The following is a 20,218-nucleotide window of genomic DNA, read 5'->3' as shown; positions in this document are numbered from 1 at the left end:
CCGTCATTCCGCGCTCCGGTGGCCGAGGCGCTCGGAGAGGTCGGCGGCGCCCTTGACGGCGAGCTGCTCCAGCTCGGCGAGGCGCTCCTCGCTCCAGCGGATCATGGGCACGGAGATCGACAGCGCGGCGACGACCCGGCCGGTGCGGTCGCGGACCGGGGCGGCCACGCAGGAGACGTCGGGGTTGGACTCGCGGCTCTCCACCGCGATGCCGCGCTCCCGGATCCGGTCCAGGGCCTCGCGCAGCGCGGCCGGGTCGGTGATGCTGTTCGGAGTCATCGCGGTCAGCTCGGCGCCGTCGGGGAAGCGGGCGGCGACCTCCGGCTCGGGGAGGGAGGCCAGCAGCATCTTGCCGACGGAGGTGCAGTGGGCGGGCAGCCGGCGGCCGGCCGCGGACACCATGCGCACCGCGTGCGTGGAGTCGACCTTGGCGATGTAGATGACGTCGGTGTCCTCCAGGATCGCCACGTGCACGGTCTCGTCGCAGGTCTCGGCGACGGTCCGGGCGACCTGCTGGCCCTCGGCGGCGAGGTCGAGGTACTCGGCGTAGCGGGCGCCGAGCTGGTAGGGACGCACGCCCAGGCGGTACCGTCCGGGCTGCCCGGCCACGGGGACGATGTACTTGCGGGCGGCGAGCGTGGTGACCAGCTCGTGCACGGTGGTGCGCGGCAGCTGGAGCCGGCGCACGATGTCGGGGGCGGAGAGCGTGCCGTCCCCGTCGAGGAAGAGCTCCAGTATGTCGAGAGCCCGGGTCACGGCTGGTACGAGGCGTCCCATGTCCCGCCCCCTCCCTAAGTTGTTCGAGATTTCAACAGGCGATCGGGATTGCGAACACAGGCTACTCATATCGCGTTTGCCGGGGCAATGGGGCTGCACCTGCGCGATCGCACCTCCCATGGGCCACGATGGTCTCCATGGCCACCGGAAAGCAGCCCGCCGACCCGTTCACCCCGCGCGACTTCCAGCTCGTCCTGCTGCGCCGCATGGCCGACCACAACCCCGGACCGGTGGAGGACGCCCGCCGCGAGCTGGGCGCCTCGCTCGCCGAGATGCGGGAGGCCAACAGGCGCTGGCAGGCGATGCTCCGCTCCCCGCGCTCCCGCTCGGCGGCCTCCCGGTACCGCTCGGTCCTGGGTGAGCCCGAGTCGGCCGCACCCCGCCGGATCGGCGACCTGGAGTGCGAGGCCCGGCAGTGGGCGCTCCCGCTCTGGCCGGACCTGCGCTTCGAGGTCCTCGTGGCCGACAAGGGCGTCGTGTGGAACGAGTGGCTGGTCCGCGCGCCCGGCGCCGAGGGACCGCGGCTGCGCACCGTGGACGACCTCACGCCCTGGTCCTGCACGGTCGACGAGGCGGCCCGCGCCTTCGCGCCCGCCCGCCCGCTCCAGGGTTCGGCCCCGACCCGGTGGGGGCTCGCCTTCACTGCCCCGGACGCGCGGGGACGACACCGCGAGGTCGTCGCGGAGTTCACCTGGGGACTGCTCCAGCGGACGGCGGTCGGCGACCGCTAGGGGTGTCGAACGGATCTTGCCGGGGGCGCGGCGCCGGGCCGGCCGCGAGGCACCGTTGCCTGGAGCCGGCCTGATCCGGACGTCACCCCCCGGCCGCGCCGAGCACCGCCTCCACCACCCGCGGCAGCGACCGCTCGTGCAGCCACAGGAACAGGTTCGGCTCGACGAGCTCCAGCTCCATCACCCGCGGCCGGCCGTCATCCCCGTCCACCAGGTCGACGCGGGCGTACAGCAGCTCGGGGGCGCCCGGTACCGCGGCCAGGGCGCGTTCGGCGACGGCCAGTTCGGCCGCGGTCGGGGTCCAGGGCTCCAGGCCGGGGTGCGCCACCTTCCGCTCGTCGTACGGCGTCCCCGGGGTGAGGACGGCGCCCTTGCGACTGGCGTGCAGCGGGCGCCCGCCGAAGAACTGCAGCGCCCGTTCGCCGGCGGTGTCGATGCCGCGCACGTACGGCTGCACCATCGCCGTGAAGCCCTCGGCGTGCATCCGCTCCACCTGCCGTACGGCGGTGGCGTGCTCGTCGGGGGTGTAGCGGGCGGCGAAGCGGGCCCCGGCGCCGGAGGTGGGCTTGACGACGTACTCGTGGTCGCCGGGCAGGTCCGGCTGCTCACCGGGGGCTGTGTACCGGGTGGGGACGGTGGGCACGCCGGCCGCCGCGAGGTCGCCCAGGTAACGCTTGTCGGTGTTCCAGCGCACGACACCGGCCGGGTTCGCGAGCCGCGTGAGCTCGCCGCACTTCTCGGCCCACGCCGTGAACTCGCCGGCACGCCAGCTGTAGTCCCAGGTGGAACGGATCACGGCGAGGTCGAAGGCCCCCCAGTCGACGGCGTCGTCGTCCCACGCCTCGGCGGACGCCCGCGCCCCCGCCGCCTCCAGCGCCCGCACGAGCACCGGCAGATCGCGGTCCTCGCTGACGTGGGGCCCGGGACGGCAGGTGACGAGCGCTATCCGGGGCACGGTGGACGTGGCGGACGTGGCGGTCATGACTGTCTCTCCTCTTCGGGGTCCCAGTCCAGCAACCGGACCTTGGCGACCGTGCGGACGTGGCGGCGCATCGCCGTGGCGGCCTGCCGGGGCTGCCGGGCGTCGACGGCGTCGAGGATGGCCTGGTGCTGGGCCAGGGAGCGGCCGGGCCGGCCGGGCTGGCGCAGGGACTCGGTGCGGCTCTCGGCGATCTGGTGGGCGATGGAGCGCATGAACTCCGCGAGCAGGCTGCTGTGCGCCGCCGCCGTCACCGCCGCGTGGAACAGCCGGTCGCCCTCGGCCCCGTGCCCGCCCCGCTCGATCTCCTCGGCCATCACGGCCAGCGCGGACCGCATCGCGGCCAGGTCGTCGTCCGTGCGGCGCTCGGCGGCCAGTTCGGCGAGCTTCGTCTCCAGCGCCTCGCGGGCCTCCAGGACGTCCGGGAGCCGTCGCCGGCGTTCGACCATCTCCTCGACCGGCTCGACGTCGAGGCTGTCGCGGACCAGGTAGGTCCCGCCGCCGTGCCGCGCCTCCACCAGGCCCTGGACCTCCAGGACCACGATCGCCTGCTTCACCGAGGCCCGGCTGACCCCGAGCCGCTGGGCGAGGTCCCGTTCGGGCGGAAGCCGGTCGCCGGCGCGCAGGCCGCCGTCGGTGACGTACTGGCGCAGCCGCTCCAGCACCTGTTCGTACAGGCGCCGCTTGGTCATGGGGCGCAGGGCGTCGGTCACGAGATCCCCCTCTCGCGGGGAGCGTAGCACCGGCGGACGGTGGTCCAGTGGCTGAGCCAATTCGTGCGCGACCCCTTGACGCCGGCCCGGAGCGGGCCCACGCTGACCGACCAGTCGCACCGCTCAAGTGGCTCAGCCACTCTGCCAATCAGGTCAGCCCTCGGGAGCCCCCGCATGTCCCCCGAACTCATCTCGATCCTCGTCCTCGTCGTGGTGTTCGTCATCGCCACCACCCGTTCCGTCAACATGGGCGCGCTCGCCTTCGCCGCCGCCTTCGGGGTGGGCACGCTCGTCGCGGACCTCGACGCGGACGGCATCTTCGCCGGCTTCCCCGGCGACCTCTTCGTCGTCCTCGTCGGCGTCACCTACCTGTTCGCGATCGCCCGCGCCAACGGCACCACCGACTGGCTGGTGCACGCGGCCGTCCGGCTGGTGCGGGGGCGGGTCGCGCTGATTCCGTGGGTGATGTTCGCGCTCACCGGCGCGCTCACGGCGATCGGCGCGGTCAGCCCGGCCGCCGTCGCGATCGTCGCGCCGGTCGCGCTGAGCTTCGCCACCCGGTACGCGATCAGCCCGCTGCTGATGGGCACGATGGTGGTGCACGGCGCGCAGGCCGGCGGTTTCTCGCCGATCAGCATCTACGGCTCGATCGTCAACGGCATCGTCGAGCGCGAGGGACTCCCGGGCAGCGAGGTCACCCTCTTCCTCGCCTCGCTGATCGCCAACCTCGTCATCGCGAGCGTGCTGTTCGCGCTGTTCGGCGGGCGGAAGCTGTGGGCGCGGGGCGCGGTGGCACCGGAGGACGACGGCGCGACGGGCAAGGGCACGGAGCCCACCGCCCCCGGCACCGGCACCGGGGCCGGGTCCAAGGCCGTCCCCGCAGCCGGGTCCGAGGCCGAAGCCGGGTCCGGCGGCACCGCCCCCGCCGCGGTCGCCGTCCGACCCGGCCAGGCCGCCGACGGCACCGGCACCGGCACCGGCGGCCTGCGCCTGACCCCCGCGCGGATCGCCACCCTCACCGCCCTGGTCACCCTCGTCGTCGCCGTACTCGGCTTCGACCTGGACGCGGGTCTGACCGCGGTCACCCTCGCCGTGGTGCTGAGTACCGCCTGGCCGGACGACAGCCGCCGCGCGGTCGGTGAGATCGCCTGGTCCACGGTCCTGCTGATCTGCGGTGTCCTCACCTACGTCGGCGTGCTCGAGGAGATGGGCACCATCACCTGGGCCGGCGAGGGCGTCGGCGGCATCGGCGTCCCGCTGCTGGCCGCGGTGCTGCTCTGCTACATCGGCGCGATCGTGTCGGCCTTCGCCTCCTCCGTGGGGATCATGGGCGCGCTGATCCCGCTGGCGGTGCCGTTCCTCGCACAGGGGGAGATCGGGGCCGTCGGCATGGTGGCGGCGCTCGCGGTCTCGGCGACGGTGGTGGACGTCAGCCCGTTCTCCACCAACGGCGCACTGGTGCTGGCCGCGGCGCCGGACGTCGACCGTGAGCGTTTCTTCCGGCAGCTGATGATCTACGGAGGAGTCGTGGTGGCCGCCGTGCCCGCGCTGGCGTGGCTGGTGCTGGTCGTGCCCGGCTTCGGGTAGGCCCACGTCGAAGAATCGGTAACCGCCGACAACAGCCAAGGAGTACGACGCGTGTCCTCTCTCTTCCCCGCCCTCTCCCCGGCCGCGACCGGCGCACCGGCCGACCGGACCGCCGTGCGCTTCGGCGAGCGCTCCCTGACCTACGCCCGACTGGCCGCCGCGGCCGGCGGCACGGCCGGCCGGATCCGGGGGGCCGGACGGGTCGCCGTCTGGGCGACACCGGAGATGGAGACCGCCGTCGCCGTGGTGGCGGCGCTGCTGGCCGGCGTCCCCGCCGTACCGCTCAACCCGAAGTCCGGCGACAAGGAACTCGCGCACATCCTCGCCGACAGCGAGCCGTCGCTCGTCCTCGCGCCCCCGGGAAGCGGCCTCCCGCCCGCTCTGGGCGCCCTCGAGCGTGTGGACGTCGACGTGCACGCCACCGCCCCCGTCCCCGTCCCCGTCCCCGAGGATCACCACCACACCGACGACGGCGACCCCGCCCTCGTCGTCTACACCTCCGGCACCACCGGCCCGCCCAAGGGCGCCGTCATCCCCCGCCGGGCGATCGCCACGACCCTGGACGCGCTCGCCGACGCATGGGGGTGGACCGGCGACGACGTGCTGGTCCATGGGCTGCCGCTGTTCCACGTGCACGGCCTCGTACTGGGCATCCTCGGGCCGCTGCGGCGCGGCGGATCCGTGCGGCACCTGGGCAGGTTCTCCACCGAGGGCGCGGCGCGGGAGCTGAACGACGGCGCGACCATGCTGTTCGGGGTGCCGACGATGTACCACCGGATCGCCGAGTCCCTGCCCGGCGACCCGGAGCTGGCGAAGGCCCTTTCCGGGGCCCGGCTGCTGGTGTCGGGGTCGGCCGCGCTGCCCGTGCACGACCACGAGCGCATCGCCGCCGCGACCGGACGGCGGGTCGTCGAGCGGTACGGCATGACGGAGACGCTGATGCTGTGCTCCTCCCGGTGGACGCCCCCGGACCCCCGGCCCGGCGTGCGGGCGGTGGGCGAGCCGCGCGCCGGGACCGTGGGCGTGCCGCTGCCGGGCGTCGAGCTGCGGCTCGTGGAGGAGGACGGCACGCCGATCACGGAGCTGGACGGGGAGAGCGTCGGCGAGATCCAGGTGCGCGGCCCGAACCTGTTCACCGAGTACCTCAACCGCCCCGACGCCACCGCCGCCGCCTTCACCCCCGACGGCTTCTTCCGCACCGGCGACATGGCGGTGCGCGACCCGGACGGCAACGTCCGCATCGTCGGCCGCAAGGCCACCGACCTGATCAAGAGCGGCGGGTACAAGATCGGGGCCGGTGAGATCGAGAACGCGCTCCTCGAACACCCGGGGGTGCGCGAGGCGGCCGTCACCGGGGAGCCCGACCCGGATCTCGGCGAGCGGATCGTGGCGTGGATCGTGCCGGCCGACCCCGGGTCGCCACCCACCCTCGCCACGCTGGCCGACCATGTCGCGGGCCGGCTGGCCCCGCACAAGCGACCCCGGGTCCTGCGGCACCTCGACTCACTCCCCCGCAACGACATGGGGAAGATCATGAAGCGGGCGCTGACGCATGGCTGAGCGGCCGTCCGCGCGCGAGTTCCTCGCGCTCCTCACCGACGACTTCGCCGAACTCCCCCACCCGGCCGGCGAGTCGCGGCCCGACGGCCCCCTCGGCTGGCACGGCTACGACGCCTCCCGCGTCCGCGCCGCCGAGCGCAGCGGCGAGGAGGAATCCGTCGTCTGCGGGACCGGGCACGTCGAGGGCACCCGCGCGGTGCTCCTCGCCTTCGAGTTCGGCTTCCTCGGCGGCTCACTGGGCCGTGCCACCGGTGACCGGCTGGAGGCGGCGTACTCGTACGCCCGCGAGCACCGGTTGCCGGTGGTGCCGCTGGTGGCCACCGGCGGCAGCCGGATGCAGGAGGGGATGCTCGCGCTGACCCAGCTCCAGCGGGTGGCACGGCAGTCGGCGCTCACCCGCCGGGCCGGGCTGCCGCAGATCGCCGTGGTGCGGGACCCGGCCACCGGGGGCGGCTGGGCGACGCTGGGCGCGGGCGCCGACGTGGTCCTCGCGCTGCCCGGCGCCCAGGTGGGTTTCGCCGGGTCCCGGGTCCGGCCGCCGGACGCCGACCCGGCGGCGTACACGGCCGAGGCGCAGGTGGCGGCGGGCAGCGCGGACGCCGTCGTGCCGGCCGGGGAGCTGCGCGGGACGCTGGGGCGGTGGCTGCGGCTGCTGACGGCACCGTCGGGCGCCCCGGCGCCGGTGCCCGGGCCGCTGGGCGGCACCGCCCTGCCGGACACCGGCTGGGACGCGGTCCAACGGGCGCGCGCTCCCGAACGCCCGCGCGCCCGGGCCTACCTCGACGCCTACTTCACCCACCGCGCCGCCCTCTCGGGCGACCGCTGCGGGGGCACCGACCCGGACGGCATGCTCTGCGGCTTCGGTGAGCACGCGGGGCGGACGGTCGCGTACGCCGCCCAGACCGGGACCGCGACCAGGCCCGCCGGGTACCGCACCGCGGCCCGGCTGCTCCGCCTCGCGGACCGGCTCGGCATCCCGGTGCTGACCCTGGTCGACACCCCTGGTGCGGCGGGCGACGCGGAGGCGGAGCGGCAGGGCGTGGGGCCGGCGATCGCCGACCTGTTCGTCGTGATGGCCTCGGTCCGCACGCCGGTCACCACCCTGGTGATCGGCGAGGGAGGCTCGGGCGGCGCGCTGGCGCTGGCCGCGCCCGGCAGCACCTGGGCCACGCCGGACAGCTACTTCTCCGTCATCGCGCCGGAGCTCGCGGCGGCGATCCTGAAGCGCCCGCCGGAGGAGGCCGAGGCGACGGCCGGTCACCTGCGGCTTCGGCCGCAGGACTTGGCGGAACTCGGCGTGATCCGAACAGGCGATCAGTTGTTCCCTGGAACAGGTGATCGTCGCTCAGGGGAGCGCATGTGACCACAGAGACCAACGATACTTACGGTGTGCGAGCGACGGGCTGCAGACCGTAGTCGACGCACGAGTCCCAAGTAGGTCCCACACGCACAGCGCAAGGAGCTGCACGATCATGAACCTTCTCACCGACATCCTCGCCGGCATCGTCCACTTCGTCGGCTGGCTGGTCTGACGGTCCGAGAACCCAGGCGGCGCCGCCTCCCCGTCCCAGGGAGGCGGCGCCGTCCGCGTGTCACCGCACGGCGACGGCCCGCATGATCTCCTGGGTGACCGAACCGCCCCGGTCGTCGCGCGCCGAGGCCCGCAGCGAGACGTGCTCGGCGTCCCGGGGCACGTTCAGCGTCCCGTACCAGGACGCCTCCCCGTCACCACCGCGCAGCCGCACCCGCTGCCAGGTCCCGCCGTCGTCGTACGACACCTCCAGCTTCCCGCCGCCGATCGTCCCGGTGTCCGGGGCGCCCGCCACGTACTGGGCGCCGATCCCGGCCCGCAGCCGCTTCCCGCCGCGCACCTCGCCCGCGAGGTCGGTGCCGACGTCGAAGGAGAGGTTGATCAGGGGGAGGTGGGTCCAGCGGTCCTCGGGTGTGGCGGCCGAGCGGAAGGTCCACTCCGCGTGCCCCTCGGTCCCGAGGCGCCAGCGATCGGCGTCGAGCGCGGTGTCGGTGACGAGCCGGTAGGTGTGCTCGTCGGCCGGCGCGTCCCACACGTAGGCGGCCGAACTCGGCCCCTGGCCGACCAGTTCGCCGTCCAGGTACACGGACGTGGTCTGCGACATCCCGCTGCCCTCGCTCCACACGTCGCCGAAGCCGGTGTGGTCGGGGCCGGAGTCGCCCCAGCCGGGGGCGTTGAACCGGAGCCGGGCGCCCGCGCGCTGCTGTCCCCAGCCCAGCCCGGTGCCGAGGTACGGGTGCCACACGGGCTTGAACCAGTTCAGCTCCGTACGCGAGCCGCCCTCGTACCGGACCGTTCCGGACCGCTGCTCCAGCGCGCCGTCGGCGGCCGTCACGGACTCGTGCCACAGCTGGCCGGGCCCGGTCGACACGTACTCGGTGCGCTCGGCCGGGTAGTCGATCCGCTCCCGGAAGCCGAGGCCGATCGGGAACGTGTCGGTGATCGAGTACCGGAACTCGCCGCCGCTCGCCGGTTCGGCCGCGTGGTACCTGGTCCGCAGCACGGCGAGATCGCGGTGCCCGGGCTCGTAGGTGAGGTCCCGGTCGGGCACGCCGCCGCGATGCCCTTCCGAGAGGTCGTACGTGTAGGGCGTGTCGCGCGTCCCCGTCATGTGGACCCGTCCGGCGTCCCGCAGCCGCTGCGCGTCGGCGGCACTCACCGTGGCGATCTGCAGCGGCCGGTCGGCGTTGTCGTCCGTGCCCCACCAGGCCGTCAGCCGTCCGGGTGCGTCGTCGGTCACGAACAGCGCCTTGACGCCCGCGTCCTGGGCGGCCTGTGCGAGGTCCGCCGGTTCGGTGCCCTCGGTGAGCCGGGCGAGGGCCGCCTTGCCCCGGACGCCGTCCGGGAAGGGCCCGTCCCCGACGTCGGCCAGGGGCAGCCGGCCGCGGCCCTCGATCAGGGTGCCGCCCGCCTGCACGACGGCCTCACCGATCCCCTGGACCTCCAGCAGCGGTTTGCCCAGCCGCCACACGGTCCGGTACTCGAAACCGCCCTCGGTGACCTTGCCGGTGGGCGCCGCGAAGACGCTGTCGTACGTCAGGGGCACCTGTACCGCGCCGAAGAGGTCGGAGCCGTTCGCGCCGCGGTCGTACTCCATGAGCAGTTGCCGCGTCTCGGTGCGTTGGTCGACGTCGGCGCTGATCTCGCGCAGCTTCGTGCCGTCCAGGGTGATCTCGCGGTTCCGGTCGACGACGACCTCGGGCGCCGCGAGGAAGCCGAGTCCGAGCGAGTCGGCGCCGTGGCTGCCGCGCACGTCGAGGAAGGACGTCAGGCTGTAGGTACCCGGCGCGAGGCGCAGCTTCAGGGTGCCGGACTCACCGACGCGCGCGGGGACGGGGTCGACGCCCTCGGCGAGGTGCTGCACGACCAGGTCGGCCGGGGCGGCGGCACCGGCCCGGTCCTTGACGTGCACGGTGAGCGTGTACCGCTCCTCCTCCTTGACCATCCCGAACGCCGTGTGCGCCACGGGCATGCCGTCCGCGCCCGACGCCACGATCCGGCCGCTCGTCGTCCCGGCCGGGGCCCTGGACCCGTCGCCGGTGACGGTGGTGGAGGCGGTGCCGTGCGCTGGCACGGTGAGGGCGGTGTCGGCGAGGGTGGCGACGCCCTCGGGGGCGCCCCGCACGGCGAGCTGCAACTCGACCGCCGTGTCGGAGGCGTTGGTGTAGGTGAGGGTGCGGGTGACCGGCTCGTCGGCCTCGTACGGCCAGGCGTGGAAGCCGAGGTCGGCGCTTCCGGTGGCGGTGACGGCGGCGCCGATCGCGTCCGGCACGCTGACCCGTCCCGCGCCCAGCCGGTAGGCGGAGGCGTCCAGTCGCTTCGACGTGGACATCAGCGCGTCCTTGAGCTGCGCGCCGGTCCAGTCGGGGTGCTCCTCGGCGAGCAGGGCGGCCACTCCGGCGACGTGCGGTGTCGCCATCGACGTACCGCTCATGGAGGTGTAGTCGCCGCTGCCCCCGCTGAGCCGGGAGCGGGCGGCGAGGATGTCGACGCCGGGGGCGGCCAGGTCGGGCTTGAGCGCGTTGTCGCCGTGGCGGGGCCCCGCGCTGGTGAAGTACGCCGCCTCGTCGGCGGAGTCGACGGCGCCGATCGTCAGGGCGGCGTCGGCGGCGCCGGGCGAGCCGATGGAGGACGGGGTGCCGGTGTTGCCGGCGGCGACGACGAACAGCGCACCGGTCTCGCGGGACAGGGTGTCGACGGCCCGCGCCATCGGGTCGGTGCCGTCGCTGGGCTCGGTGGAGCCGAGGCTCATGGAGACGATGTCGGCGTCCACGTCCCGGGCGGCCCACTCCATCCCGGCGATGATCTCGGACTCGCTGCCCGAGCCCGAGTCGTCGAGGACCTTTCCGACCGCGAGGTCGGCGCCCGGCGCCACGCCCTTCTCCTCGCCGTCGGAGGCCGCGCCGCTGCCGCCGACGGTGGAGGCGACGTGGGTACCGTGGCCGTGCCGGTCGGCGACCTCCTCCCCCGCGATGAAGCTGCGGCTCTCGGCGACCCGGCCGGCCAGGTCGGGGTGGCCGGCGTCCACGCCGCTGTCCAGCACGGCCACGGTGACGCCCTTGCCGGTCAGCCCTGCCCGCCAGGCCTCGGGGGTGCCGATCTGCGCGTTGGACTCGGCCATGGCGGCGGTGACCCGTCCGTCGAGCCACACACCGTCGATCCCGGCGCCGCGACGGGTGAATTCGCGCCAGAATCCACGCCGCTTGTCGGCCTCGACGGCGGCCCCGCGCACGCTGGGCAGCGCCCGGGTCCGCTCGGACCCTCGCGGGGCGGCGGCCCGCGCGCCCTTCTCATAGGTCACGATCAGCGGCAGTTCGCCCGTCTCGGAGTCGGCGAGCCCCTGCTCGATCAGCTCACCGACGTCGAAGAGCCGTGCGTCGAGGCTGCCGTCGCGCAGATACGGCAGGGCCTCGTCCGGTACGACGGTGGTCCGGCCGCCTGAAACACGGGTGTGCACGGCGCCGGTGGCGCCCTCGGGCCGCTCGACCGTGACGGTCCTTCGGCCGCCGCCGAGGTCGCCGACGGTCACCCGGTCGCCGGTGACGAGGGTGACGGTGCGGGTGGCGGCCGGGCCTACGGCGGCCGGGGCGCGCGCCGGGTCCGGGGGCGGCTCCTGCGCTGCCGCCGCCCCGGCCGGCAGCAGCGCGGTCACGAGCCCCGCCGACAGGAGGAACGCTCCGCGTCTGACTGGTCCTCTGCTCATCCACGCCTCTCTTCGTATCGTCGTAGAGTGCTGTGACGAGTGCTGGGAGCAGTCTCAGGGGGCTTGCGGGGCAAAGGAGTTGACCGAGGGTGGCGGATTGGCGCCCTGGCGGGTTCCCGCCAGGGCGGCGCTGGGCGGGAGAGGGCGGGCGGGACAGGTCCGAGTACCGTCCGTCACAATGACCTTCCGCACAGGCACGGCATACGGGGAGCGAGCGGCGTCATGGACGGGTTGGTCGAGTTCAGGACCGAGGACGGCACGCGGGTGGTCGTCGAGGGCGTCGAGGACGAGGACGGCGCGCGGCTGGTCTCGCGCGGCGACGGACCGGCCCAGGCGGCACGCACCTTCGAGGGCTCCCTGGAGGGCGTGCGGGCGGCGGCCGAGTCCGCGCTGCGGGTCTTCCGGGACGGCACGCTCAGACCCGACTCGGTGGAGCTGGAGTTCGGGGTCAAGCTGAGCGCGGAGGCCGGCGCGGTCATCGCGAAGGGCTCGGCGGAAGGCCATCTGGTCGTGAAGCTCAGCTGGTCGCCGGAGCCGTCCCCGACGCGCCCGGACGGCCCGGAAGCCGTCGGCCGGTCATGAGCGGTACGGCGTGGCACGCCCGCATCGAGTGCGGCAAGGAGGTCGGCGCCGGATTCCTCGTCTCCGCGCGCCGGTTGCTCACCTGCGCCCATGTCGTCAGGTGGAGCGAGAGCGCGGCGGTCACGGTGTCCTTCCCGGGCCGCCGGGAGCTGGGCGAACTGTCCGCCACGGTCGCCGTGCACGGCGGCTGGCAGGGCGGCCCCGCCGACCTCGGTGACCTGGCCGTACTGGAACTGGACCGGGAGGTGCCGCTCGAACCGGCCGTGTTCGCCCGGCCCGGCTCGGAACAGACGTCGCCCGCGCCCGAGTTGGTCGCCTACGGATTCCCCAAGGGGTACGACGAGGGCATGCTCGCCTCCTACCGGGCCCAGCCCGGCCCGCTCATCTCGGACGAGTGGGTCCAGCTGGAGGCGCTCACGGCGCACGGACAGCCGCTGGCGGCCGGGTTCAGCGGAGCGGCGCTGGCGCTGGCCGACGGCGCGGTCGTCGGCATGGTCACCGCGGTCGCGGGCGGCAAGGACGTACGCGTCGGCAGAATGCTGCCCGTCGAGGTCATGGCGCGCTACTGGCCGGAGATCGGCGAACTGGTGCCCACGCCGGGTCACCGGGCGGACGCGCGCCGGCGGTTGTACGCACTGGTGCGCCGGGCCGAGAGCACCGGCCCGGCGTGCGACCCGAACCGGCTGTACGTCTCCGCCATGGACCGCTTCGACCCGCCGCCCCCGGAAGGGGGGTTCGCCTCCCTGTGGGAGGCCGCCGCGTACGTGCAGTGGGAGGTGCCGGAGCCGGACGCCGTGGCCCGGTTCGCCGACCGGCTGGAGGAATTCCTGCACGCACCGCCGCCGCGCCCCGCGACGTGGTCGCCCATCGTCGTCGAGATCGACCACAGCGGCGCCGGCGCCGATCAGGTCACCGTCGAGGTGTCCGCCTACCGGGACGGGCAGCGCCGCCCGGTGGGCACGCGCCGGCTGGCCAGGAGCGGGGTGCGGTCGTTCGTGCAGGAGCGCATCGACGAGGCGTTCACCCAGCTCGATCCCGGCGCCGACGAGCTGCTCACGTTCGTACTGCCGCGCGAGTGGCTGAACGAACCGGTGGCGCACTGGGCGTGCAGCGAGGACGATCCCACACCGCTCGGCTGCGCCTACCCCCTCGTGGTCACCGACCGCCACCGCCACCGCAGCGGACGGCTCCGCCACCAGCTGCGCAAGAAGTGGCGCAAGCTCGGGGCCAGCCCGGGCGGGACGCTGCACCGCGTCGACTGCGGCACCCGGGAGCGGCCGGCCGGCCTGCGCAAGCGGCTGCGGGACGACGCGGAGCTGGCCGGTTTCGCCACCGCGCCCGCGGCGGTGCGGGAACACTTCGAGGTCGGCCTCCACGTCCCCGTCCCGGTGCTGCTCTGGCCACGCAGGGGGTGCCCCGGCGACGGGCACGACGGTCCCTGCTCCGGCACGGCGTTCCTGGACGAACTCGCCGTGTCCGTGGCCGGGGTGCCGCCGTCCGAACTCCCCCGCCTGGTCCGGGAACTGCGCGAGACGGCGGACGCGGCCGACGACCCCGACGAGCACTGGGCGAGGGACGTCCAGCTGCTGTGGGACGACCCCCGCTGCTTCGCCGAACCCGCCGCCCCGCTGCGCTCACCCGTCGGCTGAACCGACCGCCGCACCGAACCGCCCACCAAGCCGAGCCGCCCACCGAGCCGAGCCGACCACTACACCGACCCTCACCACACCAAGCCACCCGCCACACCGCCACCGCCGACCACCCGCCACCACCGCCGAACCGCCGCACCACTCACCACCACCGCCGAACCGCCCGCCACACCACTCACCACCACCGCCGAACCGCCCGCCACACCGCACCGATCGCTCGGAGAGAAGAACCATGCCCCTGTGGCCCGTCTACACCGGCGCGCCGGCCCCCCACGACGGCATCACCAAGCTGCCCCCGCCTCCGCCCTGGCGGGCCTTCGACGGCCACCCCGTGCTCGACCCGCCGGACGAGGACGCCGACGCCCTGGCCACCTCGCCCGACCGCGTCCACCGTGCCGCGACCTACCAGGCCTCCGAGCACACGGTGCAGTTGGTCAACGCCGCCCTCTACCTGCGGCGCCCGCTGCTGGTCACCGGTCCGCCCGGCACGGGGAAGTCGTCCCTCGCCTACGCGGTCGCCCGTGAACTGCGGCTCGGCCCGGTCCTGAGGTGGAACATCACCAGCCGCAGCACCCTGCACGACGGCCTCTACACGTACGACCCGCTCTCCCGCCTGTACGCGGCGCGCCACGCCTCCGAGCGTCCCGACGACCCGGCGGCCGGGACGGGCATCGAGAACCACCTGCGGCTGGGCCCGCTCGGCACCGCCCTCCTCCCCTACGCCCGCCCGCGCGCCCTGCTCATCGACGAGATCGACAAGAGCGACCTCGACCTGCCGAACGACCTGCTGCACGTCCTGGAGGAGGGCCAGTACGAGATCCCCGAACTCGTGCGGGCCTCCCGGGACACCCCCGACGGGCGTGCCGAGGTGCTGATCGACGGCACCGACCAGCGGGTGCCCGTCGAGCGCGGCCGGGTCCGCTGCAAGGCCTTCCCCTTCGTCGTCCTGACCAGCAACGGCGAGCGCGAGTTCCCGCCCGCGTTCCTGCGCCGCTGTGTCTCGCTGCGGCTGCGGCAGCCGGACGACGACCACCTCACCGAGATCGTCCGCGCCCACCTGGGCGAGCCCGACGGGTACGCGCAGCAGCTGATCGACCGGTTCCTGTCCCGGGTGGGCAGCGGCGAACTGGCCACCGACCAGCTCCTCAACGCGATCTACCTGGCCCGTTCCTCCGGCCTGGGCGCCGAGTCCCTCGACGAGCTGGCGGAGCGGCTCATGCCGTACCTGGGCCGGTCCCCACAGTCCGACGCCTTCTGATGGCCGCCGACCGCCCCGGCGCCCCGGAGCCCCTTCCCCACCTGGCCGACATCCTCGGCCGGGCGGCCTCGGGCGTCCGGCCGACCCCGCTGGAGCTTGCCGAACTCCTGTGGCTGGCGGGGCGGATGGAACCGACGGAGGCGGACCCGCCGGGTCCGGCGCCCGAGGCGGAGCCCGCCGACCCGGCACCGCACGCACCCCGGGCGGCGCCGGGACCCGACCGGAGGCACCGGCGGGACCGGCCGCCCCCGCCCGGCCGGCCACAGGAACCACCTCTCGCTCCGCAGGCGCCCCGCACCCCCCTGCGCCTGCCGTCCCCGGCCCCCACACCGGGCACGTCGGCGGCCGAGCCGCACAGCGCCCTGCTCGCGCCCGCCCCGCCGATGCTGCGGCACACCCTGGCGCTGCAACGCTCCCTGCGCCCGCTGAAGCGCCGTACCGACGCGCCGGTGGGGCACGAGGTGGACGAGGCCGCGACCGCCGACCGCATCGCGCGGCTGGGCGCCGGCCCCGAGTGGTGGCTGCCGGTGCTGCGCCCGGTGCGGGAACGCTGGCTGCGGCTGAACCTGGTGCACGACGCGGGCCCCACGATGCCCGTCTGGCAGCCCCTCGTACGCGAACTGCACGCCACGCTCGCCCAGTCGGGCGTCTTCCGCACGGTCACCCTGCACCGCGCGGACCCCGACGGCACCGTTCGCGGCGACGGAACCGACGCGCCCGCCGACGGCCGTACCGTCACCCTTCTGATCAGCGACTGCATGGGCCCGCAGTGGCGCGAGGGCCCGGCCGGCACCCGATGGTTCGACACGCTGCGCCGCTGGGCCCGCCGGACGCCGCTGGCCGTACTCCAGCCGCTGCCCGAGCAGTTGTGGCGGGACACCGCCCTGCCGCCGGTCCCCGGCCGGCTGTCGGCCCCGCACCGGGCCGCGCCCAGCGCGTCGCTCGCCTTCACGCCGTACGACGGCACCGCGTCGCGGGCGTCCGGGAAGGCCGTGTACGTGCCCGTGCTGGAACCGGGGCCCGAGTGGCTGGCGAACTGGGCGTCACTGGTGGCGAGCCCGGGCGGCACCGAGTACCCGGGCGCCGCCGCCGCGCTGCACCGTCCGTTGCCGGCCGACGCCGACGACCGCACCGACGTGACGCGGCTGTCCGCCGAGGAGCTGGTCCTGCGCTTTCGCGCGAGCGCCTCCCCTCCGGCCTTCCGGCTGGCCGGGCACCTCGCGCTCGGCCGCCCCGACCTGCCGGTGATGCGACTGGTGCAGGCCGCCGTCGAGCCGCACCCGCTCCCCCAGCACCTGGCCGAGGTCATCCTCAGCGGCCTGCTCACCACGGTCGCCGGGCCGCCCGGCTCGTACGCGTTCCGTCCCGGGGTACGCGAGCTCCTGCTGCGCGGTCTGCCCCGCACCGCGCGCAACCGCACCCACGAGCTGCTGCTGCGGACCGGCGGCCTGATCGACGAGCGGGCGGGGCGGTCGCCCGGCGAGTTCCGCGCGCTGATCCCCTCCCGGGACGGCACCGAGAGGGCCGACGGGAACGAGTCCTTCGCGGCGATCAGTCAGGAGAGCGCCCGGCAGCTGGCCGCGCGGGAGCGGCCCCCGGCCCCCTCGCCCTTCCCGCCCGCGCTGGGCGCGCGCTACCGGTCGGTGCGGCGGCTCGCGCCGACCGGGAGGATGTGGCTGGCCGAGGACACCGAGACCAACCGGACGGTGACGATCCGCCTGCACGACGCGAACACCGACCCCGCGTCGCGCACGGCGTTCCTGCGGGACGCGCGCCGGCTGACGGAGCTCGCCCATCCGAACGTGGTGACCGTCCTCGACGGCGGCATCGAGGACGACATCCCGTACGTCGTCATGGAGCACCTCGACGGCATCGCCCTGAACGCCCTCGCCCGGTCGGACGGCCGGCGGCTGCCACCGCCGTTGACGGTGTCGGTGGGCGCGCAACTGGCCGAGGCGCTCACCGTCCTGCACCGGGCGGGCGTCACGCACGGCGGCCTGGAGGCGTCCCGGGTCGTCCTCCTGCCGGACGGCACGGTCCGGCTCAGCCTCTTCGAACCGGGGCGCACCTCGGGCCCGGCGGGCCGCTCCGATGACCTGCGGGCCCTGTGCGACATCCTGCTGCTGCTGACGTCGGGGACCTCGCGCCTGGCCGTCCCGATCGACTCCCGCCGCCTGGACCGGCTGCCCGACGCCCTGCGCATCCACTTCGCGCACGCCTTCGACCAGCTCATGTTCCCGTCGCTGGAGACCCAGGTCCGGGGCCGGGACATGCTCACGCGTGCGACGCTGTCGGAACGGGCCCGCCAGGAGTACGAGCCGCGCCGGTACCACGTCCTGGGCCCGCTGCGGGCCGACCTGCCGGGCGGCGCCTCCCCCGGCCTGCCGCCGGACGTCCGCGCGCTGCTCGCCATGCTGCTGCTCAAGCACGGCCGCACGGTGACCCACGAGGAACTGCGGTGGGGACTGTGGGACCCCGGCGACGAGCCGCGCAACCCGCGGGCCGAGCTGACCCGGCTGGCGACGCGTCTCGCGGACGTCCTGGGCCCCGGCGTACTGGCGGCGCCCGCCCACGGCTACGCGCTGCACACCAGCGCCGACCACGTGGACGTGGTGCACTGCGACGAACTCGTACGGCGCGCCGACGCCGCACGGCTGGCCGGCTCGCTCGCCGAGGCCCGCGCCCACGTCACCGAGGCGCTGTCGCTCTGGCGCGGCACCGAGCCCCTCGCGGACGTGCCCGGGCCCGCCGCCCGCACCGCCCGCACCCGGCTCGTCCGGCTCCGCCTCGCCCTGAGCACCAAGCGCGCCGAACTCGACCTGGCGCTAGGCGAGTACGACCGGGCGTCCACCGACCTGGCCGACCTGGTGGCGGCCCACCCGCACCGGGAGGACTTCCGCCGCCTGTATCTGATCGCCCTGCGCCGCCAGGGCCGGGGCGAGGAGGCCCTGGCGGTGTACGAGGAGTACGAGCTGTCCGGGGGGCGGAGTCCGGCGCTGGCGGCGCTCGGCCGGGAGCTGCGCGAGGAGCACGACGAGCCGGCGGACGACGCCCCGTGGCAGGCGTACGCGGAGCCGTCGGCCACGGACGGGACGAACGGCACCGTGTCCGCGCCGGACGAGCTTCCGGAGGGCCCCTTCCCCACGGAGGACGACCTGTGGACACCCCTGCCGGAGGAGACGGAGGGCCCGACCGAGGAGGAGGCGGAGACGGCCGAGGTGATCGCCACGAGCGCCGCGTGGGGGGACGGCCCCTACTACGACCCGGACCTGGACCCCGAGGAGGCCCGGGAGCGGCAGGAGCGGGCGGAGATCCTGGCGGAGATCGCGGCGGAACTCGAGGAGGATTCGGAGGAGGATGCCGAGGAGGACGACGCCGGCTTCGACACCGACTACCGCGACTGCGCCCGCTACGCGTTCGCCGACGGCCCCCGGGGCGACGAGGCACACGCCGCCCTGCGCCGCGTGGTCACGGATCTGCTGACGGACAGTGGGCTCGACGGTGACGCCTACGAGGTCCTGGACGACCTGAAGGGCGTCCTCGTGCTGCTGGAGCCGCGGACGGAGGTCTCCGGCCTGCTCCGGGCGACCCTGGAGGGGCTGCCCGGACAGTTGGCGCGCGTGGGCGGACTGCGGCTGCGGGCCGAGTTCTGGCAGGTGGAGTTCCCGGTGGGCGGCGGCGAGGAGCAGGCCTTCCGCGCCGACGCCGGGTCGGTCGGCGCCGCACTGGACGCCTCCGGCGCACAGGCGATCGTCGCCCTTTCCGACTCCCTGTACTACGACGAGGTGTACGAGGAGGAGGGGCCGGACGGCCCCCTCTTCGCCCCGGACGTGCTCCGGCCGCTGGACGACGACACGGGCTGGTACCGCCCGATCGACGGCGCCGGGGACCCGAGGGCGGCGGTACCGGCCGTTGGAGCGGTGCGCGGGCCCTTCCCGATGCCGTCCGAGGGGTGGGTCCCCCTCCCGTCCGACGCGTCCCAGGCCGTCGTCCTGCGGCTGCCCGACGGGACGCTCGCCCTGCCGGAGTCCGACCTGGTCCGCTCGGCGTCCGGCAGGTCCCGTGCGACCTGGCGGTACTTCGAGGCCGACCTGACCGAGCACGTCCTCGCCACGGATCTTCCCGGGGTCGAGGCGACGTGGCGCGTGGCGGATCCGGTGGAGGCCGTGGCCGGGCGGGAGACCGACCCGCAGGCGGTGTTCAACGAGTTGTCCCGCGAAGGCCCGGCGGCACCCCGGGGCGGTCGCGGAATCCTTCCGGGGAGCGTGGAGGTGTCCGGCCACCTCATCCGGTGGTTCTCCTCCGGCGCCGCCGGCCCCGCCCGTGCGCAGCCGCGCCGCACGGCCTCCGCCACGGACCTGATCGCCGGCGCCCGCTGCGTCCTCCTCGGCTTCGACGACGTGACGGCCCGGCTGTACCGGCCCGCCGCGGAGCGGGAGGTCCTGCTGGACCTCGCCCGGCTCGTCGTCGAGGAGCGTGCGCCCGAGGACGCGCTCGCCGGGGTACCACTGCCCCGGGTCGCCTCGGACGGGTACACCGGCAGCCTGGACTTCATCCGGGCGCTCGCCGGGCACCGGCTCGCCCACGACGTGCGTCGCCGCCTCGACCGGCACGAGGCGCGGGCGGCGCGCACCGCGCAGCCGACCCCGCTGGCCGACCGGCTGATCCAGGCACTGCACCTGCGCAAGGTGCCCACCGCCGTGGTGACCGACCGGGCCCCCGCCCCGGTCGCCGACTACCTGCGACGACGGAGCCTGCTGGCCGCGCTCCCGGGCGGCGTCCACGGCCGCGACGCCGACCTCACCCGCCTCATGCCCGATCCGGACGTCCTGCACCGGGCCCTGGAACGGCTCGACGCCCCGCCGGGCGAATGCGTGCTGATCGGTTCCTGTCCCGCCGAGCAGGCCGCCGCCCGCGCGATCGGCCTGCCTTTCATCGGCTACTGGCGCGGTGAACGGGTCCGGCGGGCCCTGCGAGCGGCGGACGGCGACACGCTCCTCGTACCGGACCTGCGTCCGCTGCTCACGGCGGCCGAGAACCGCTGACCCGCACACCCCCCATTCAGCGGCCCCCCGCCCGGCCCTCTCCGGCGGGCGCCCGTCCCGGTCTCCGCGCACGATGCCTAGGAGGCCGGCCACCGGGCGGCCC

12 protein-coding genes are annotated in these 20,218 nt (G+C 75.1%); 8 read left to right on the top strand and 4 right to left on the bottom strand.

Annotated elements, in window-relative coordinates; translation table 11 throughout:
* Positions 1-3 precede the first annotated feature (3 nt).
* The gene (locus ACZ4V1_RS02755; protein WP_468328380.1) at positions 4-777 is read right to left on the bottom strand and encodes an IclR family transcriptional regulator; all 774 of its coding nucleotides are present in this window, start codon (positions 775-777) and stop codon (positions 4-6) included.
* 137 nt (positions 778-914) lie between these two features.
* Here ACZ4V1_RS02755 and ACZ4V1_RS02750 point away from each other — a divergent pair, with 137 nt between their 5' ends.
* Positions 915-1,508: a hypothetical protein gene (locus tag ACZ4V1_RS02750; protein ID WP_468328378.1), complete on the top strand. Its 594-nt coding sequence runs from the start codon at positions 915-917 to the stop codon at positions 1,506-1,508.
* Positions 1,509-1,590: 82 nt separating this feature from the next.
* Here ACZ4V1_RS02750 and ACZ4V1_RS02745 read toward each other — a convergent pair whose 3' ends face one another.
* Complete coding sequence (locus ACZ4V1_RS02745; RefSeq protein WP_468328937.1) at positions 1,591-2,463, bottom strand: ATP-grasp domain-containing protein; 873 nt, start codon at positions 2,461-2,463, stop codon at positions 1,591-1,593.
* 23 nt (positions 2,464-2,486) lie between these two features.
* Positions 2,487-3,200: a FadR/GntR family transcriptional regulator gene (locus ACZ4V1_RS02740; RefSeq protein WP_468328376.1), complete on the bottom strand. Its 714-nt coding sequence runs from the start codon at positions 3,198-3,200 to the stop codon at positions 2,487-2,489.
* Between the two features lie 174 nt (positions 3,201-3,374).
* Here ACZ4V1_RS02740 and ACZ4V1_RS02735 point away from each other — a divergent pair, with 174 nt between their 5' ends.
* Genes ACZ4V1_RS02735 through ACZ4V1_RS02725 form a run of 3 tightly spaced genes read left to right on the top strand, consistent with a single transcriptional unit; the run spans position 3,375 to position 7,710 of the window.
* The gene (locus ACZ4V1_RS02735) at positions 3,375-4,787 is read left to right on the top strand and encodes an SLC13 family permease (protein WP_468328374.1); all 1,413 of its coding nucleotides are present in this window, start codon (positions 3,375-3,377) and stop codon (positions 4,785-4,787) included.
* 51 nt (positions 4,788-4,838) lie between these two features.
* Complete coding sequence (locus ACZ4V1_RS02730) at positions 4,839-6,347, top strand: acyl-CoA synthetase (RefSeq protein WP_468328372.1); 1,509 nt, start codon at positions 4,839-4,841, stop codon at positions 6,345-6,347.
* Positions 6,340-7,710, top strand: a complete 1,371-nt coding sequence (locus tag ACZ4V1_RS02725; RefSeq protein ID WP_468328370.1) for a carboxyl transferase domain-containing protein — start codon at positions 6,340-6,342, stop codon at positions 7,708-7,710. Before ACZ4V1_RS02730 ends, ACZ4V1_RS02725 begins: the two co-directional genes overlap by 8 nt.
* 229 nt (positions 7,711-7,939) lie before the next feature.
* Here the strand turns inward: ACZ4V1_RS02725 and ACZ4V1_RS02720 are convergent, their stop codons facing one another.
* Positions 7,940-11,581, bottom strand: a complete 3,642-nt coding sequence (locus ACZ4V1_RS02720) for a S8 family serine peptidase (protein WP_468328368.1) — start codon at positions 11,579-11,581, stop codon at positions 7,940-7,942.
* Positions 11,582-11,803: 222 nt separating this feature from the next.
* On the opposite strand from ACZ4V1_RS02720, the gene ACZ4V1_RS02715 reads away from it, so the two are divergent.
* The 4 genes from ACZ4V1_RS02715 to ACZ4V1_RS02700 all read left to right on the top strand — a co-directional run bounded on the left by ACZ4V1_RS02715 (position 11,804) and on the right by ACZ4V1_RS02700 (position 20,115).
* A complete protein-coding gene (locus ACZ4V1_RS02715) occupies positions 11,804-12,163 on the top strand; it encodes a CU044_2847 family protein (RefSeq protein ID WP_468328366.1) in 360 nt (119 codons plus the stop codon).
* Complete coding sequence (locus ACZ4V1_RS02710) at positions 12,160-13,812, top strand: VMAP-C domain-containing protein (protein WP_468328364.1); 1,653 nt, start codon at positions 12,160-12,162, stop codon at positions 13,810-13,812. Before ACZ4V1_RS02715 ends, ACZ4V1_RS02710 begins: the two co-directional genes overlap by 4 nt.
* Before the next feature lie 232 nt (positions 13,813-14,044).
* Positions 14,045-15,070, top strand: coding sequence for an AAA family ATPase (locus ACZ4V1_RS02705; RefSeq protein WP_468328362.1), 1,026 nt, complete (start codon positions 14,045-14,047; stop codon positions 15,068-15,070).
* Positions 15,070-20,115 carry an SAV_2336 N-terminal domain-related protein gene (locus tag ACZ4V1_RS02700; RefSeq protein WP_468328360.1) on the top strand — a complete coding sequence of 1,682 codons (5,046 nt, stop codon included), beginning with the start codon at positions 15,070-15,072 and terminating at the stop codon, positions 20,113-20,115. The genes ACZ4V1_RS02705 and ACZ4V1_RS02700 overlap by 1 nt, the downstream gene beginning before the upstream one ends.
* Positions 20,116-20,218 lie beyond the last annotated feature (103 nt).

The sequence above is a fragment of the Streptomyces sp. NPDC028991 genome (assembly GCF_055564775.1).
This window is presented reverse-complemented; position numbering and strand designations above follow the sequence as displayed.